An 18,671-nucleotide genomic window follows, 5' to 3' on the forward strand; every position below is an offset into this window, starting at 1 on the left:
ATTATGTTTTTTAATTCTTTTACTTTTCTTTTATTTTTTAGCGTCGTGTTTTTTGTTTATTGGTTTCCTTTAAAGCGAAATATTAATAAGCAAAATATTTTCTTGTTACTGGCTAGCTATGTGTTCTACGGTTGGTGGGATTGGAGGTTTCTTACGCTCATAGCCTTTAGTACGGTTGTTGACTTTTATTGTGGAAAGTATTTAGGAGCAGAAAAAAAACAAGCAAAAAGAAAATTAATTTTAGGCATCAGCCTTGTTGTTAATTTGGGTTTATTGGGCTTTTTCAAGTATTATAATTTTTTTATCGAAAGTTGGGTGGAGCTGTGGAGTGAAATGGGGGTACATGTTAATTTATATTCTGTGAAAATTATTTTACCCGTGGGTATTTCGTTTTATACCTTTCAGACTATGAGTTATACTATTGATGTGTATCGAAATAAAATAGAGCCAACACATTCATTTATAAATTTCGCTGCTTTTGTTTCTTTTTTTCCGCAACTCGTGGCGGGACCGATTGAAAGAGCATCACATTTACTACCTCAGTTTTCAAAAAAAAGAGTGTTTGACTATAATACAGCTGTTTCTGGTTCACATTTGATAGTATGGGGTTTATTTAAGAAAATTGTAATAGCTGATACTTGTGCGACTTATGTGAATGTTATTTTCGATGATTATCATAACATGAATTCATTGAGTTTGTTATTAGGAGCGGTATATTTTTCTTTTCAAATTTATGGTGATTTTTCAGGGTACTCAGATATAGCAATCGGAGTTTCTAGGTTACTTGGGTTTGATTTGAAACAGAATTTTAATTACCCTTATTTCTCTAGAAATATTGCCGAATTTTGGAGGAAATGGCACATATCACTCTCTACTTGGTTTCGTGATTACTTATATATTCCTTTAGGAGGAAGTAGAGGATCTTTAGCGCTTACCATACGTAATGTTTTTATCATTTTTGCAGTAAGTGGGTTTTGGCATGGTGCGAATTGGACTTTCGTATTTTGGGGCTTTTTACATGCGCTGTATTTTTTACCCTTATTGTTGTTTAATAAAAACAGAGAGTACTTAGATACGGTTTCATTGAGTTTGAATAAAAACGGACTCATACAGGGCGTTAATATCATCTTTACATTTTTATTGGTTGCATTGGCTTGGGTTTTTTTTCGAGCTAATACAATTAATGATGCTTTTGCTTATTTAGAACATTTAGTAACGAACCAAATTTTTACAATACAATATTTGTCAATAGAACGGTACGCTGTAGAAGCTTTATTGTTGCTGTCTAGTTTTGTGTTCGCAGAATGGTTTTCTAAGAAACGGGAAACGCCTTTTTTCGGGAAGCTTTGTTCTTTCAATTTAGGTTTAACTATTTTAGCTATTATTGTTTTAGGTGTTTATTCTACACATTCCGATTTTATATATTTTCAATTTTAAATGACTAAATTTTTAAAATATTGCTTGTTTATTTTGATTAGCATTATCCTCTTGTTATGCTTACTGGATTTACTTTATACAGAGGTTTATAAAAATGCTTTCCCAAGAAATAAAACACAGTATATATTAAGTTTGGATGAAAATGAAAAATTGGATTATGTGTTTTTAGGGAGCTCTAGAGTTGAAAATTTTGTTATAAGCTCTGAAATTGAAAATCAAACCGGAAGGCGTACATTAAACTTGGGTACACAAGGAGCCAAGTTAGATGATATGACTATTTTTTTGAGACTTTTGGTTGAAAATAAAGTTAAAATAGAACGACTATTTGTTCAGGTAGATTATATCTATAATTTTGAATCTAATTCCGATATCGTTCGTTCTCAGTCACTACCCTACATACGCAACAACTCCGTGATAAAAGATTATTTAAAAAGAGTAGATGCCGATTTTCACAAAAATTACTATATACCATTTTACAGGTATGTTACAAATGATTATCGAATAGGTTTTCGAGAAGTTATTGCTAGTGCTATAGATAAAAAGTCCAATATTAATTTTGAAGATGGCTTTGTACCTCTAAATGGAATAATGAGAAGAAATGGTGTTGTAGGAGGTTTGCCAAAAACAATTGCAGAATCTAATAAAAATATTATTGAAATTGATGCTATATGTAAGGCTAACAATATTGAAGTCACCTATTTTTGTGCTCCTTTTTGTTCAGGTTATAAGACTAGTAGTTATATTTTAAAATTAAAACGGAAACTTCCAAATTTTGTTGATTTTTCAAAAGCTATACCAGAACATTCATTATTTCAAAATTGTAGTCATTTAAATGAAGAGGGCGCTTTAGTTTTTACCAATTTGTTGATTAAAAGATTGAATTTATGAACATTGCCTTTCTAACCCCAGAATACCCGCACCCTAAAACAGGTTCAGCTGGTGGTATTGGTACCAGTATTGTAAGTTTGGCTAAAGCTTTAGTTGAACAAGGGCACCGAGTATCTATTTTAGTTTATGGACAAGATCAAGATGATTATTTTGAGGACGCTGGCATACATTTTTTTAAAATTAAAAATATTAAAGTAAAGGGGCTTTCCTTGTTCTTAACGCAAAAAAAAGTAGAACGCTTAATCAATAATTTATATGCTGAAAAAAAAATAGACCTTGTAGAAGCGCCAGATTGGACCGGGTTTACGAGTTTTGTGCAGCCTAAATGTCCTCTTGTTATTCGCCAAAATGGAAGCGATACTTATTTTTGTCACCATGATAAACGTAAGGTGAAGCTTAAAAACAAGTTTTTAGAAAGACGCGCCTTAAAGAAAGCTGATGGGCTCATTAGTGTGAGTGAATATACAGGAAATCTTACCAACAAGCTTTTCGGTCTAAATAGAGATTTTACGGTAATCCCGAATGGTATTGATATAAAACGTTTTACACCGAGTGCTTCTAGTTTAAAAAAAGAGACCATACTCTATTTTGGAACACTCATTAGAAAAAAAGGGCTTTTAGAGCTTCCGGAAATATTTAATCAGGTGCATAAAAAAAATAAAGAGGTAGAGCTTCTTTTGGTAGGAAAAGATAGTGGAGATATTCAAACAGGATATCATTCTACTTGGGCACTCATGCAACCCTTATTTAATAGTTCTGCTATGCAGAAAGTCCGTTATTTAGGTGCTGTGCCGTATTCTGAAATGCAAAATTTAATTCAAGAAGCTACAGTTTGTGTATTTCCTACCTTTGCGGAAGCACTTCCAGTATCTTGGTTAGAGGCCATGGCCATGGAAAAAGCCATAGTAGCATCAAACATAGGCTGGGCCAATGAAATGATTGAAGATGCCCTGGAAGGTTTTTTGGTCCACCCGACGGAATACCAGGATTATGCTAAGCGAATCTTAGAGCTTCTAGAAGATGATAATCTTCGTGTCAATTTTGGTCAATCAGCAAGAAAAAAAGTTGTACAAGTTTTTAGCCATGAATTGGTAGCACGGCAGTCGGTTGAATTTTATAAAAAGATTTTAAATTCATGATTATTGTTACTCATAACAACCAACAAGTACTTCGTGTCTTTTCTGAAGCGAAGCAAACGGTTTTGGACTTTTCTCCAAAGCAATCTATAATAGAAGTGCTTTATGCTTTTGCTAGTCAAAATCCAGAGTCTTTATTGGTTTGGCAGCATGAGTCTTTAGCAGAACAATTGGATTTGGATTATATCGCCAACATTCCAGCTATTCATAAAAAAGTGCTGTCCTTTAGTTCGAATGCCTTTTTACCACCACAAATTGGTTATGTAGAACAGTCCCCATTTATTGCTGTAAACAAAAAAGTATGTTATCCCACCTGGCAAATGTCTGGACAAGTAGGCTGTATCAAAGCAAGCAACCTGCTACAATTTCAATATGTCGTGAATGATACTAATTTTAGCTATGCCTTATGTTCCATAGCTAAACTAGCCATGCCTCAGGGTTTATGGTGTTATTCAGACCCTAAATTGGTTCAAAGTGATGTGGTTATTTCAGAAGAAATGAGTTCCATAAAAAACCTTTTTAAATTTGTAAAACAGCATTATAAAAGTGTTTGGGTAGGCTTATTATTCTTAAACCTGCTCATTTATGAAAAACAATGGACACTTTTTAGTGTTTTAGGAGCGCTTAGCTTAAAAAGAAGATTATCAAAATTTAAAATCAATGATACTCCCCTAGAACTAAAGTCTAGTCTAGAACCACCTAGTATCGATGTCATCATTCCTACCATAGGACGGGCCAATTACCTGTATAATGTTTTAAAAGATTTGACTAAACAAACAGTTTTACCGAAAAAAGTGATTGTGGTGGAGCAAAATCCAGAGCCAGGTGATAACACCCAATTGCCTTTTATTCAAGAAGAGGAGTGGCCTTTTCAAATTAAACACCATTTTATACAACAAACAGGAGTATGTAATGCTCGGAATTTAGCATTAAAAAGTGTGACTTCCGAATTTGTATATTTAGCAGATGATGATAATGTTTTTGAAGCCAATTTAATTCAAAACGCATTAAATTTTATTCAGGTTAGCGGTACCTCTACACTTTCCATGTCTTATTTACAAAAAGATGAAATTGAAAAAATAGAAACAACAGTCCAGTGGCCTACCTTTGGTGGTGGTTGCAGTATCATAAGTTCAGAACTATTAAAATCTGTAAAATTTGACCTAGCTTTAGAACATGGTTATGGAGAGGATGTAGATTTTGGGATGCAACTTAGGAAAGCGGGAGCTGACATCATTTATCACCCAAACTTAAAGATATTGCATTTAAAAGCGCCTGTTGGGGGATTTAGAACCACTTTTAAGCAACCTTGGACAGAGGATGCGTTGCAACCTAAGCCTTCTCCAACAGTACTGTATAGTATGATAAAGCATCAAACGAAGGAGCAAATTTTGGGGTATAAGACTTTACTATTTATCAAGTTCTACACTAAACAGTCTATTAAAAACCCTATAAAGTACCATAAAGTGTTTAAAAAGCGTTGGACAAGAAGTTTGTATTGGGTAGAAAAGATTAAACATAACTTTTAATATGGAAGATAAAAAAATTATATTTTTATATTCTCAATCTCCTCGTTCAGGACATAATTTTATAGCTGAGGTTATCAGGAGTATAAAAGAAAGTGAGACTCCATTAGGTCTTCGTAGTGAAATTCCTTTTGCCCCTATCTTGAAGAGTTATATTTCATCACGTAACCAAAACTATAAGAGTAATCGAGCTTCAGTGTTTTTAGATAATTTATTTATTGGAGGCTTACGTGAAAAACTAACAGATTCAAATCTTTCCAAGCTTATAAAATACACGAGTTTTTCAGGGGCTTCAGACTGTTTGAATTTGTTTCCAAATGATTATCATGTAATTTCTTTTAGAGATCCAAAAGATTGTTTGTTCTCTTTGTTTAAAGGTATGAATTTAAGGAAGTCTGATTTTAAGACTAAATTTAAGCGATTTATTCTTCCTTTTGGGGTATATCAGTACACGTATTCTAGAAAATATGCCAAAAAAGTATTAAAAGAGTTGCCTGATTTGGAAGAGTTTTACCTTATGCGTTATGAAGATTTGGTAAAGCGTGATAGAAAAACACTGAAGAATTTAATGATCTTTTTTAATTCTGAAGCGGATATAAATGTTGTTTTAAAAAAGATGGATGAAGTAAAAGTTATTAATACATCTTTTTATAAAGAAGAAACATTGGGAAAAAATATATGGGATGCCCAACCACAAACAGGTAAATTTAATCCAATTAACAGAAGTGGAAATTTTAATATTTTGCAAAGGTTAGGTGTTAAGTGGGGGGCCTATCCTTTAAGAAAAAAAATGGGATATATTTAAAATAACAATTCTGATAAAAATGAACTTCAGCCTAATCATCTGCACCTACATGCGCCCAGAACCCTTACTGAAATTATTAGATTCGGTGAAGGAGCAAAGCCTGTATCCAAATGAAATTTTAATCATTGATGGCTCATTAGATACCGCAACGCAAAACATGCTGGAGTCCAATTCCTTTAAAAACTTACAATATTTTAAGGTCGATGACACGCATCGCGGACTCACCAAACAGCGTAATTTTGGTATTACTAAGGTAAGTAAAGCTATGGAGGTGGTTTGTTTTTTGGATGATGATACGGTTTTAGAGATAGATTACTTTGAAAAGCTCATAGGGACTTATAATGAAAAACAAGAGGCTCTAGCGGTTGGTGGCTATATTGTTAATGAGGTAGACTGGAATAAATCAGATCATTTAAATCAAGACCATAAGTTCTATTATGATGGCTGGATGCGAACCGAACCGGCGCGTTTTAAAATTAGAAAACCTTTCGGACTCTTACCAGATGTGCCACCTGGTTTTATGCCTACATTTTCACACGGGCGTTCCATTGGTTTTTTACCACCATCAGGAAATATATATCCCGTGGAGCTTATTATGGGCGGGGTTGCTTCTTATCGGAAAGCCGTTTTTTATACTCAAAATTTTTCTAATTATTTTGAAGGCTACGGACTCTATGAAGATGCTGATTTTTCTCTACGTTTAGCTAAAAAGGGCAAATTATTTGTGAATACTCAGGCTAAATTATCGCATTACCACGATGCTTCAGGTCGCCCAAACCAATACAAATATGGAAAAATGGTGCTTCGGAATGGCTGGTATGTCTGGCGGGTGAAGTACCCAAAACCTACATTAAAAGCCAAATTTAAGTGGCACGCCACTGCTTTTGTATTAACAGCCATTCGATTTACAAATGTGCTAACCACCAATAAAAAACAAGAAGCTCTAACAGAAAGTTTTGGGAGAGTTGTGGGTTGGTTATCTTTACTTTTCAATCCGCCAAAAGTTAAGCGATGACATTTAGTGTTATAACCCATGCCATACATAAAAAGGAAGGAGGTCAGCTCTATGCCTACGCGCCTTATGTTCGGGAAATGAATTTATGGGCTAAGCATGTTGACGAAATAGTCATTTTAGCGCCAGTGTCTAATGAAGATTTATTACCTATAGAAACGGCATATATACATTCCAATATTAAAATTGTTGAAATTCCAAACTTTGATGTGACCTCGCTTAATAATGTGATACGGTCGTTTTTTGTTATTCCAAAAATATTACTAATGATTTATCGGGTCATGCGTAAAACAGACCACATCCACCTAAGATGCCCTGGAAACATAGGTTTACTAGGTTGCCTAGTACAAATTTTATTTCCAAAGAAACCAAAAACCGCTAAATACGCAGGCAATTGGGATCCCAAAGCCAAACAACCCTTAAGTTATAACCTTCAAAAATGGATTTTAAGCAACACGGTTTTTACTAAAAACATGCAGGTGTTGGTTTATGGGGATTGGCCTAACCAAAGTAAAAATATCAAACCGTTTTTTACGGCTTCTTATAAAAATTTAGAAATAGAAAAGCCAATGGTTAGAGATTATTCAAATAATCTAAAATTTGTATTTGTGGGTACTTTAGCCCAGGGAAAACAACCTTTGGTAGCGATTCAGTTGGTGGAAGCCTTACGTAAGCATGGCAAACTAGTAACCTTAGATCTTTATGGTGAAGGTGTTTTAAGAGAAAGTCTAGAAAGTTATATCGCAGACCATAATTTAGAGCATATCGCTATCCTTCATGGCAATCAACCGCAAAGTACAGTTAAAGAAGCCATAAAAACTGCACATTTTTCTATTTTACCTTCCAAATCAGAAGGCTGGCCCAAAGCCCTAGCAGAAGCCATGTTTTTTGGCGCCATACCTATCGCAACATCGGTTTCCTGTGTGCCCTACATGTTAGATGAAGGAATTAGAGGTATTTTATTAGAAAACGATTTAAGCGCGGATTGTGCAAAAATACTAGCATTATTAAATGCCGAGCATGTTCTACAGGAGATGTCGCAAGCCGCAGCCAGTTGGTCACAGCAATACACTTTAGATCGCTTTGATGAGGAGATTGTTAAGTTACTGTAATGGGTGTTGAATTGTTTATTTGTTGAATCGTTTAATCGAGGTTAGGTGTTTAAATGTGACATCTAGTTTCGGTCCCAGTCCCAGTCCCAGTCTCAGTCTCAGTCTCAGTCTCAGTCCCAGTCTCAGTTTTTAAGTTTCATGTTTTCATTCCTGACGAAAGAAGAAGCCATTTTAATTGGAGTTTTTAGTTGAACAGTTACACAGGCCGTCACGAACTATCAATAGAACTGGTGTTCGAGCGTGCATACCGGCAGACAGACGAAGTCGTAACCTCTCAAGAGTATGCGACCAAAAACCAAAAACTAATATCAAGTAACTAAAATAATAGTATCTCGTAAAGGCAAAAATTCGCCAATGTGTAGCACTTAAAAATTAGTGATAATTAGTGAAATTCGTGTCAAAAATAAAGTTTCGAAGTAAAATCAGTGCAAATCAGTGCAATCTGTATCTAAAAAAACTCAGTGAATCTCCGTGTATCCCTGCGAATCTCCGTGTACTAACTAAATCACCACCCAATATAAGAAATATTTTCCTACATTTGTGAAAATTATTAACTACAAAGTTAAATTTCTAGTTCAATAAAAAAATAACCAACTAAACAAAAAAATTATGCCTGGACCAATCGCCACCATGGGGAGTATGCATGTTTGCCCGATGTGCTCAGGGACGGTGCCTCATGTTGGAGGCCCCGTATCACAAGGAATTGCAAATGTTTTTGTAAACGGAAAACCCGTAGCTACTGTGGGAAGTACCTGCGTTTGTGTAGGGCCACCAGACGTTATCATTAGCGGTGAGTCTAATGTGTTTATTAACGGCATGCCAGTAGCGACACTTGGGAGTGGTACGGCTCATGGAGGTACCATAACCATTGGAGAGTCTAACGTACTGGTGAATGCGGGTACAGGCACACCGTCTAGCCTGGCACCGGTGGATCGGATAGAGCATCCAGAAATTAAACTTTCAGAACGTGCATTGTCGGTGCTTACAGGTCAAGGAAAACTTGTGACAGAAGCCACAAAACAACAGCAGAAAAACCAAGAAGAAGCTAAAGAAAACGGCTTTTTAGGTGATTTCAGTTTTAGTGTTTAACCCTTACGAAGTCACCCATTGAAATTTTTATATCCCCAAAAAGACAGCAACCTAGATCAACGTAAAACATCAAGTGCTTTTGGTAATTACCCACTAAGTAGTTACAATACTTGGCACGGTGGCGTGCATGTTGAAACCCCATTGGCAGCCTTAGTTGCTATAAGCGATGCGCGAATTATTGCTTTCAAATTACCGTCGGAGTATTTAAAAAGTGAACATGAGCGCCCTGAAATCTATTCCAATGGGTTTGTGCTCTTACAACATGAGTATAAGAGTGCGAAAGGACATGAAATGACTTTTTACAGTCTGTACCATCATATAGCGAGTCAGTTTGATATCGAAACTAATCATCTGGAGATACCAGACTTCCTTAGTGAAAAAGTGACCAAAATTAAATCCTCCAATACACCAAAAGGGGTGAGGGGGCGATCGGCTTCTGCTGAAAAAGGAAAAACACGCGGTCCGGAAATCGTGCTCATACCCAAAAATCATATTGTTACTCGTAATAGTGAATCTTTATTAGCTGATTGGGCTATTGCGTATAACTCAAAAAAAACTTCTGAAGAAAAAAAATATTATAGCTATAGCTACACCGATCCTTTTACAAATACCATTTATAAAGACATTCATATTCATTCCAATTGTTTAAAGTTGGTTCCAGGAGAATCAGCTAAGTATAAAATAACTTATGATAAAGAGACGAATACCACTACTGGTGGGAGCAAAAAGCAGGGCACTCCTTTAAACAAAACACTAAAAATTGGTGCATTATGCTATGATATAAAGACTAGTTCTATTGAAAAATCAGACATCGGGACTTGTATTGACGTGATTCCAAAAGGTACCGAGGTTACAATTATCGAAAATTCAGAATCTGAAGACAAGAAATGGGTAAAGGTCAAGAGCTCAGAAAGGGCATACCGAGGTTATGTACAAGTTCGTGATTTTGAAGAGCATAAAATAGTGGATAGCTCCATGGATACCGATAAAATAATAGCTTGCGATATTCCTGTGAAAGCAGGGCAAACGGTGGCTTATGTGGGGGTATTTGGTTTCCGAAAGCATGAAAAAAAATATGCCAGTCACGTGGAGCTTTTTACTGATGCTGATGATACCGATGTCTCTGCCTTATTAGATAATTGTGCCGGTGATGGTGAAGATAATTTCCTGCGTTATAAGCTATTGTCAGGGACAACTTTAGAACCTTATTTAAAAAGCAAAAAGGAACTCAAGGCTGGGACACCGGTTCGTGTTACCCAAGCCAAAGGAGACTATGTGCAAGTAAAGGTTAAAAGTCTTATTCGTGTTATTGATAAAGAGAAATACCTCTCTGCTAAACATTTAGGTAAAAATTCTAAAGGAAAGATAGTCTATATCAAAGATAGAATATGTAATCATAGCAGAACCAGATATGAAATTGATGCGGGTAGTTTTGAGTATGTCAATAAGCAATTTAATGGTCTGTTAACCAAAGGTGATTTTGTTTATTTTCACGACACCGATACAGGTAATCTTAGACAAATTATTATAGAACCGCCTTTTTGGAATCAAGAATTTTGGATAGATAAATCATTATTAAAATTAAAAGCAGGTGAGACAGTTACTTCTGGGTTAGAAACCATTTTGGATTCGGATAGTTGTCATATTTATATTAAAGAACCTCTTATACCTCACGAAAGCGGGAATACCTTTAAAAAAGACATAGAACTTAAAGGGAAACCAGAAATCACCATTACTGATGATGACGGACAACAATGGTACTTCGTAAAGGAAAGTTATGAATATGAAAAAGCACATTATCAGCATACCGGGTGGATAAAGGCTGATGATGTGGATATAGAGGATATCAACCCTTTTATATGGCGAAATTTTGGTTTTGAAACTTACGATGCCGGTAGTGAGTATGTTTATGCGATGAAGGATTATCATAAATCTCCAAAAACCGATGTCTTCATTGATGAAGCTTGGAAAATGGTAGACGAAGATGGCAACGGGGTACTCACACCTATGGAGTTCTTATGCGCACAACATGACCCGCAGAAATCGGAGCGTATGGGGAAAATGGTAGTCAAGCACAAAAGTGAGTGGAGCTACACCCCAGAAGCGATTAAATCGGAAGCCGAAGAGTTTTATAAACTGGGCATTGATTTAGAAAAAGACCTCAATAAAAAGAAGCTTCTAGAGCAAAAACGTGATGCTGAATTAGAGCATTTGGTGGAGAAAACCCAAAACCTCATGTTTTGGCAAGAACTACAAAATACGACCTACACGCCTAAAACGACGGAAAAGGACAAGGAATATGAAAACAAAAAAGCCAAAATAGACACAAAGCCTTTTGTTCATCCTAAAGATATGCCTGAAGGCGTAGAAAAAGAAAAAAAACAAGCCGATTTAGATGCTCAAAAAGATGCTTTAGACCAAGAATACAAAAAAGGGAAATACAAAGCGCCCGAAACCCGCCGTTTACCAAGTTCAGACATGCTATGGCATTTTAATGTGAATAGTTTTGTACGGCAGATGCGGGGGATGTATTTACAGGGTAAATTAATTGATGCAGATGTGATTTTTCCTTTGAGAAATAGGCCGACTAATGATAAATTGGGGATTCATAAAAAATTTTATTGGGGGGATAAAGCTGAGGGGCATCAAGCAACTTTTAAATCAAATAGGGATAATGGGAATAGGAAACATGCTGGTAGAGATTTATATACTCATCCCTATTCTGATGTTATATCAATGTGTGAGGGAGTGGTGTTAAGTATTTCAACTAGTTTTGCTGATGGCACTGGTGCAATAACTATATTGCATGAAAGTAAGTTAGGTAAAAAGTTTATTGCTAGGTATGGAGAGGTCGAAAATTCTACTGTAAACTTAAAAAAGGGAGATATCATAAAAAAAGCTCAATTTTTAGGTAAAACTGGAAATTTAAGAACATGGTATAAATCTATAATATCGGGATACGAAGTATATATGCTTCATTTAGAAATATATGATGGTTCGAGAGGGTTTAATTTAAATAAACAACTATCAAATTCTATATTGCCGTTTAAAAGAAGAGAGGATTTGATTGATGGTCTAGATATCTTAAAACTGGCATACAAAGATACATTTGAATCAATTATAGAAGTACCTAGAAAAGACATAGATGAGTTAAAAATAAGTCAAAAAGGAATTGACTTTATAAAGAAATGGGAGAATTTGAAGTTAGAAGCATATAATGACTCAGAAGACTATTGTACAATTGGTTATGGGCATTTAATTAAAAAAGCGAAATGCGAGTCATTTGAGTTACCTGATCAGTTTAAAAATGGAATTACTAAAAGTGAAGCGGAATTAATCTTCAATGAAGATTTAGAGCCTTTTGAGCAAGCTGTAAAAGAAGAAATTAAAGTTCCATTATATCAACATGAGTTTGACGCACTAGTAAGTTTACTATTCAATACTGGAAAATCATTTTTAAGTGTAGGAGGAGTAAATAAAGGTGATACGAAAATTAAACAGAATATTAATCAAAAAAAGTATATTGAAGGCGCAAATGAAATGATAGATGTTAATAATGGTGGCGTTTTTGGGTTAACCAGGAGGAGACAAGCCGAAATTAATATTTTTAAAAATAACATATATGAATCAAAACCTTAATATTAAAATCTATTCAATATTACTTGTTGTATTATCTTTTTGTGGGGGGTGTAAAATGAACTCTGACAAAAATAATATAGAATCAACAGGATCATGGAGTTGGCAATATTCAGCTGAAGATAATTCTTATTTGAATAGAGTGTTTACTCTTGATTTGATTCAAACAGGAAATGTATTGACAGGAAAATACTGTGCTATTGTTAAAAATGGAGCTAGAATTGATTGTTATTATAGAGATAAAACAAATAATATAAATGGAACCGTTAAAGGTGATACTATTTTTGTTGATTTTGTTGGCCATTATGATCAAAGTGCTACAGGGAAAGCAGTACTTTTCAAAAAAGGTAATGCTCTAGTATGGAACATTACAGAATCACAAGGTGATATTTTTGCTCCAAAATATGCTGAACTTAGAAAGAGTGAATTAGAATCTAAAAAGGAGCACTTTGAAAGCTTAGATAAACAGAAGTCTGGTTCATCTTGTTTGTATTCAATAAACTGTTCTTGTGAAGAAAATAATAGTGGAAAATCTATTTATGAAGATTCTTTGCAATTGACATGCCGATTCACAAATATGTCTTTTGAAGAAGTTTATGAAGCTATATATAAAACTGAAACAAATCTCGAGGGATTTCTCTTAAGTAATTTCCCGGAAAAATCTTTGATTCATACAGATTCTGAAACCTTCAGTACGGATTATAAAATTGAAGAAAATCGAGTGCGTATTTATATTTCCCAAGAGAACGGTGGTTTTGAATTTATTTTAAAACAGGAAGGGGGAAAGATAGTTTTAGAGAAACATGTTTTTCCAGGATGATAATTTTGAAGCTCAAACTTTAGTTCATGGGTTTTGATTGACTGAAAGTGACCAGTGAAACTGAAGATGAAAATAAAATATGAAACCACTATTAATAATTGTAGTTTTTGTTCTTGTTTCTTGTGAAACTAAAAATAAAACAGAATCGAATATTGATAATATAAAAACATCTGAATTAGCTTTATTCGGAGTATGGCATAAATTAACAGAAAATGCACAAGAAGAATTTATTATTTATTCACCTTGTGATGTCCTAAATACTACTATTTCTGTAAATGATGAAGAGCGTACTATAACCGTTAATTATGGCATTGAAACCCTAAGCTATACCTACAGTTCCTTTAAAGAAAAAGAAGGTGATGTTACCTTTGAAGGTGTTAAGTTTTTTAATCAAGAAATAGAAAATATTAGCTTAAAATTATATTCCGATACAGGTACATGGTACTTGCCTGATGATTTTGAAGTGATTTCTACAAAAAACATTGAAAACTACATAACTGTAAAGGAGGATTATAATCATGAAAAAATCACTATAAAAGCCCAAATTGAAGATTATAATAAAATAGGTTTTTTACTACTTGAAGAATATGTGTACGATATAAATAATGATGGAGAAAACGATGCTTTTCTTGTCTTTAAGGAGAAGCAATCTAATGATTATTTGTTGTCTATTTTAATTAATGAGAATGGTGATTTTAATATATGGAAACAAAGTAATAATATCATTTCTAATGTAGAAGCAAGCGGGTGCCCTGCGGAAGGTTTCAGTAACATCACTTTTAAAAACAATTCTTTTACAATTGAAGAGTCTTTATGTGATGGATGGTTGTTTGTTGCTAACAGCATAACATTTAAGTATGCTAAACCTACTCAAGATATATACCTGTACAAACAGGTTTTAAATTATACCGATAGAAGAAACCCGAATAAAGAATTACCAGAAAAAATATTTACCCAAGAGCAGTTTGGTGAGGTTTCATTTAAGGAGTATGATAATACGAATCTTAATTGGGTTAGATAAATTGGGGCAATTGTAATACAGTTACTGAGGTTTAAAAAATGAAAAAACTTATAATATTATTAATTCTACCAGTTTGTGTTTTCTTTTCTTGCTTACAAGAAAAGACAAAAACTATAAATACTAAACCAGCTAGTCTAGCCTTAAATAAAAGAGCTTACTCCAATGCGTTCAACGATACTATAATTGCCGAACCTACTGTCATTTTCGTCATGCCAAATAAGGCAGAAATAGAAATGTTAAAAAAGAAACACGGAGCTGATAACTTTTACACAATAGCTGATGATGCTAGTTTTTATATGGCGGAAATCACGAAGATTCTGAATGTTAAAGATGTTGTGTTTTCTTCAAAAAACAGTTTTTCTTTCGATAAAGAAGGTATTACAATAAACAAGAAAGGCTTTAAAGATCCCTGGTTTATTATAGATTATGTTAAGGGAAAACCTTTAAAATATTCACTGATAGATTATTACTCAAAATTAAATAGTGAGGTCAAATCACTCACGGTCTTTAAAAATAATAAGGACTTTTTTATTAAAGATATAGACATTAATAATGATGGTATTCAGGATAAAGTGGTGAGTAATAAGCCTTATAAGGGAAATGAGTTATATTTCTTCTGTAAAGAAAACAATAGCTATGTGTTTGCTTTGAAAAGTGTTAATTTTTCAGAGGACGGAGGAAATATAATTAAGGACATTTACCCTTCAAAAGAGGATAAAAATACATTTGTTTTACATACTGTATTTCCTGATGGCGGAAATTTTCAAGCGTTCCATTACATTAAATTTACTGGGGATAAAAACTGGGAGCTAGATAAAACCCTATTTCAAAAAACAAACTGGCAAGAAGCTAAAACTTATGAGTGTAACATTAAGCAGGGAATTGATATGAAAAAAATTCCATCAGGAGAAGGATTTGAACAATTAAAAACGATCCCTGAGAAGATTTCAGAAAGTAAAATGTGTATCCTGAAAAATTAAGCACTTTAGATAATCAAAGTCCTAGGTGAATTATGAGGTGTAAAATTTTAATTGCATACATTCATCCAAAAGTTGGTCTAACTATAGGCTTTTCTTTTACAGATGTGTAGTTATATAACATCCCAATCACGGTTAAACAATTCAACGATTAAACAAATAAACCTCTCCTCAAGTAACAAAACCCCAAATAATCAATAATAATTATTCAATATTCAATACAACCCTCCGTGTCACTCTGTGAACTCTCCATGCATCTCCGCGTAATAGTATCTCGCAAAGGCACAAAGTCGCAAGGTGTAGCACGAAAAAATTAGTGATAATTAGTGAAATTCGTGTCTAAATTCAGGCTGGTTGTTTAATCGTATATTTGTTTAACTGTTTAGTCGGCGGGAGGTATTTAAATGAGACATCTAATCTCTGTACTAGGTTTCAAGTTTCATGTTTCAAGTTTTCATTCCTGACGAAAGAAGAAGCCATTTTAATTGGAGTCGAGAACCTTTCTGATAGGCATAAATTACATCAAGAAGGCTTCAATCTGAAACGTGAATAAATCTGTGCAAATCAGTGCAATCTGTGTCTGGTTACTCCTCAGTGCCCCTCTGTGAAATATCAGAGTATCTCCGCGTAATAACTTCTCAAGAGTAAGCAACCAAAAACCAATAACTAGAAACCGACAACCCTAATAAACAACCAATCGAACAAAAAACTACCCATAACCCATGCCCTTACCAATAATACAATTATATTTAAACCCTAAAAAGCAGGTGTGCGGGTATTACAACTAATAGATTCTTTAAATGCAGGGGGTGCTGAACGTATGGCAGTGAATTATGCCAATGCTTTAGCAACGCGTTTGGAGGGTTCGTTTTTATGCGCGACACGTAAAGAAGGACTGCTTAAAGCAAGTATTTCCAAAGATGTTGAGTATTTGTTTTTAAACAGAAAGAAAACCATCGATATCACTGCGATAAAACGTTTAAGTACTTTTGTAAAAGAGCATCATATTGATGTGATTCATGCCCATGCGACATCTTTCTTTTTAGCAACCTTAGTCAAAATACTGAATCCGAAATTAGTTTTAGTTTGGCATGACCATTATGGAAACAGTGAGTTTTTAGAAAACCGTCCGCTATTTGTGTTAAAAAAGTGCTCGAGATGGTTTAATTATATCATTACAGTGAATACTAATTTGGAAGCTTGGGCCAAAAATAATTTACTTAATACACCGGTGGCATATTTGCCTAATTTTGCTCAAGTGACTAGTAGTAAACAGCAAACAACGCTAAAAGGTGTAAAAAATAAGCGTATCGTTTGTTTAGCAAATTTACGTCCGCAAAAAGACCATTTAAATTTATTAAAAGCCTTTAAGAAGGTTTTGAAAAAACACTCAGAATGGACGCTACATTTACTCGGGAAAGATTTTCAAGATGATTATGCTACTGAAATTAAAGGTTTTATTTCGAAAAATAATTTAGAGGAAAATATTTTCCTTTACGGAAGTTGTACAGATGTTAACCATATTTTAAGGCAGGGCGATATTGGTGTGTTGGCTTCAAAGTCTGAAGGCTTACCTTTGGCGCTGTTAGAATACGGTTTAGCAAAACTAGCTGTGGTGGCTACTCAAGTGGGAGACTGCCATAAAGTAATTTCAACGGAAGACGAAGGACTTTTAGTAGCCCCTAAGCATCCCGAAGCTTTAGCTCAAGCTATTGCAACTTATATTGAAAATGAAAATTTAAGAGTGGTCGCAGCTGAAAATTTAAACGCCAAAGTGTTAAGTGAGTTTTCAGAAACCGGTGTTATAGAAGTTTTAATCACCATTTATAATTCAAATAAACCATGAAACTGAACTTATTTTACAAACTGCTCGGTTTTCATATAGTTTTGGCTATTGGAGTCTATCTCTTTAGGCCACTAGCTCTACTGTACTTTTTATTTACAACAGCTTTTTTTAGTTATAAAATTTTAAAAGCTTCAGCAAAATATAAATCATTTTATGTTTTAATCGCTTGTGCCTATGTGGTTGGTGTTGAGGTGTTTTTGAGGATGAATGGAGGAACCGTATTCTATGAGGCGAGTAAATACTTGGTTATTGTGTTTTCTGTAATGGGCATTTTAAGTAATGGGTTTTCAAGGCAGTCTTTAATTTATGTAGTGTATATCTTTTTACTGATTCCTGGTATTTTTGTAGCTGTTTCCGAGATGGGCTTTGAAACGAATATTAGAAAAGCTATTGCCTTTAATTTAAGCGGACCAGTAAGCTTGGGGGTTGCAGCAATTTTTTGCTACCGGCGTACGGTGACTATGGAGCAGATGAAAATTATTTTATGGGCGTTTTTATTACCACTAATAAGTACCACTACTTATCTGTTTTTGTATACGCCCGACTTAAAGGAGGTGATTACCAGTACAGGATCTAATTTCGCGGCCTCAGGTGGGTTTGGACCAAATCAAGTAGCATCAGTTTTAGGAATAGGCATTTTTGTATTAGCCGTACGTTTCTTTTTATCTAAGGAGGGATTAGCACACAAAGGCTTCGACTTATTTCTTTTAGGTTTGATGAGCTTTCGAGCTTTGGCTACCTTTAGTAGGGGTGGGGTAATCACTGGGGTGGTTATGATTTTAAGTTTTTTAGGTCTGTATTATTTAAAGGGTAACTTAAAAACGAAATTCAGAATTAAATTTTTATCCCTTATCTTTTCTGGAGCCATCATTTTTATTTGGTTGGTGAGTTCGATTCAAACCAGTGGATTTTTAGATAAACGTTATGCTAACCAAGATGCAGCAGGTAGAGAAAAGGAAGATGTAACAACAGGACGTGCCGATTTATTGACTCAGGAATTTAGTGAATTTATGGATCATCCTTTTCTAGGCGTTGGAGTAGGGAAAATAAAGGAAATACGTTTAAATGAAACCGGTGTAGAGGCAGCTTCTCATAACGAGATGAGTCGTATTGTGGCCGAACATGGTTTGTTTGGACTTATTGCATTTGCCATTTTACTATTTACGCCATTACTTTATAGAATCAGAAACAGGCAAAATTTATTTTTCTTTTCATTCTACTTTTTCTGGTTCCTAACGATTAATCATTCGGCGATGCGCATTGCTGCTCCAGGTTTTATTTATGCGCTATCACTTTTAAACATTACGTATAAGTCTAAAAACCCAAAAAATTCCGAACTGAAACCAGTATCTTAGTGAAATGGTAT

General features: G+C 34.5%; 14 protein-coding genes. All 14 read left to right on the forward strand.

Translation table 11 applies throughout. From position 1 onward, the window contains the following. Positions 1-3: 3 nt before the first annotated feature. The 14 genes from Q4566_RS01000 to Q4566_RS01065 all read left to right on the forward strand — a co-directional run bounded on the left by Q4566_RS01000 (position 4) and on the right by Q4566_RS01065 (position 18,660). Positions 4-1,437 (forward strand): MBOAT family protein, encoded by a 1,434-nt coding sequence (locus Q4566_RS01000; RefSeq protein ID WP_303417361.1) that lies wholly within the window; start codon positions 4-6, stop codon positions 1,435-1,437. Beyond that, positions 1,438-2,325: a hypothetical protein gene (locus Q4566_RS01005; RefSeq protein ID WP_303417364.1), complete on the forward strand. Its 888-nt coding sequence runs from the start codon at positions 1,438-1,440 to the stop codon at positions 2,323-2,325. Continuing rightward, positions 2,322-3,464, forward strand: a complete 1,143-nt coding sequence (locus Q4566_RS01010; protein WP_303417367.1) for a glycosyltransferase family 4 protein — start codon at positions 2,322-2,324, stop codon at positions 3,462-3,464. The genes Q4566_RS01005 and Q4566_RS01010 overlap by 4 nt, the downstream gene beginning before the upstream one ends. Then, on the forward strand, positions 3,461-4,990 hold the full coding sequence (locus tag Q4566_RS01015) for a glycosyltransferase family 2 protein (RefSeq protein ID WP_303417369.1): 1,530 nt from the start codon (positions 3,461-3,463) through the stop codon (positions 4,988-4,990). Before Q4566_RS01010 ends, Q4566_RS01015 begins: the two co-directional genes overlap by 4 nt. Position 4,991: 1 nt before the next feature. After that, positions 4,992-5,792 carry a sulfotransferase domain-containing protein gene (locus Q4566_RS01020; RefSeq protein ID WP_303417371.1) on the forward strand — a complete coding sequence of 267 codons (801 nt, stop codon included), beginning with the start codon at positions 4,992-4,994 and terminating at the stop codon, positions 5,790-5,792. 19 nt (positions 5,793-5,811) lie between these two features. Continuing rightward, the gene (locus Q4566_RS01025) at positions 5,812-6,807 is read left to right on the forward strand and encodes a glycosyltransferase family 2 protein (RefSeq protein ID WP_303417373.1); all 996 of its coding nucleotides are present in this window, start codon (positions 5,812-5,814) and stop codon (positions 6,805-6,807) included. Then, the gene (locus Q4566_RS01030) at positions 6,804-7,916 is read left to right on the forward strand and encodes a glycosyltransferase family 4 protein (protein WP_303417375.1); all 1,113 of its coding nucleotides are present in this window, start codon (positions 6,804-6,806) and stop codon (positions 7,914-7,916) included. The genes Q4566_RS01025 and Q4566_RS01030 overlap by 4 nt, the downstream gene beginning before the upstream one ends. 609 nt (positions 7,917-8,525) lie before the next feature. Further along, positions 8,526-9,005 (forward strand): PAAR domain-containing protein, encoded by a 480-nt coding sequence (locus tag Q4566_RS17040; RefSeq protein ID WP_368506584.1) that lies wholly within the window; start codon positions 8,526-8,528, stop codon positions 9,003-9,005. A gap of 18 nt (positions 9,006-9,023) precedes the next feature. After that, positions 9,024-12,644, forward strand: coding sequence for a glycoside hydrolase family protein (locus tag Q4566_RS01040; protein WP_303417377.1), 3,621 nt, complete (start codon positions 9,024-9,026; stop codon positions 12,642-12,644). Continuing rightward, positions 12,628-13,461 carry a hypothetical protein gene (locus Q4566_RS01045; RefSeq protein ID WP_303417378.1) on the forward strand — a complete coding sequence of 278 codons (834 nt, stop codon included), beginning with the start codon at positions 12,628-12,630 and terminating at the stop codon, positions 13,459-13,461. The genes Q4566_RS01040 and Q4566_RS01045 overlap by 17 nt, the downstream gene beginning before the upstream one ends. 79 nt (positions 13,462-13,540) lie before the next feature. Beyond that, positions 13,541-14,482 carry a hypothetical protein gene (locus Q4566_RS01050; RefSeq protein WP_303417379.1) on the forward strand — a complete coding sequence of 314 codons (942 nt, stop codon included), beginning with the start codon at positions 13,541-13,543 and terminating at the stop codon, positions 14,480-14,482. Positions 14,483-14,520: 38 nt separating this feature from the next. Then, complete coding sequence (locus Q4566_RS01055) at positions 14,521-15,462, forward strand: hypothetical protein (RefSeq protein ID WP_303417381.1); 942 nt, start codon at positions 14,521-14,523, stop codon at positions 15,460-15,462. Between the two features lie 766 nt (positions 15,463-16,228). Beyond that, the gene (locus tag Q4566_RS01060) at positions 16,229-17,305 is read left to right on the forward strand and encodes a glycosyltransferase (RefSeq protein WP_303417383.1); all 1,077 of its coding nucleotides are present in this window, start codon (positions 16,229-16,231) and stop codon (positions 17,303-17,305) included. Then, positions 17,302-18,660, forward strand: coding sequence for an O-antigen ligase (locus tag Q4566_RS01065; RefSeq protein WP_303417386.1), 1,359 nt, complete (start codon positions 17,302-17,304; stop codon positions 18,658-18,660). Before Q4566_RS01060 ends, Q4566_RS01065 begins: the two co-directional genes overlap by 4 nt. Positions 18,661-18,671 lie beyond the last annotated feature (11 nt).

The sequence above is a fragment of the Tamlana sp. 2_MG-2023 genome, assembly GCF_030548465.1.
Classification (GTDB): Bacteria; Bacteroidota; Bacteroidia; order Flavobacteriales; family Flavobacteriaceae; genus Pseudotamlana.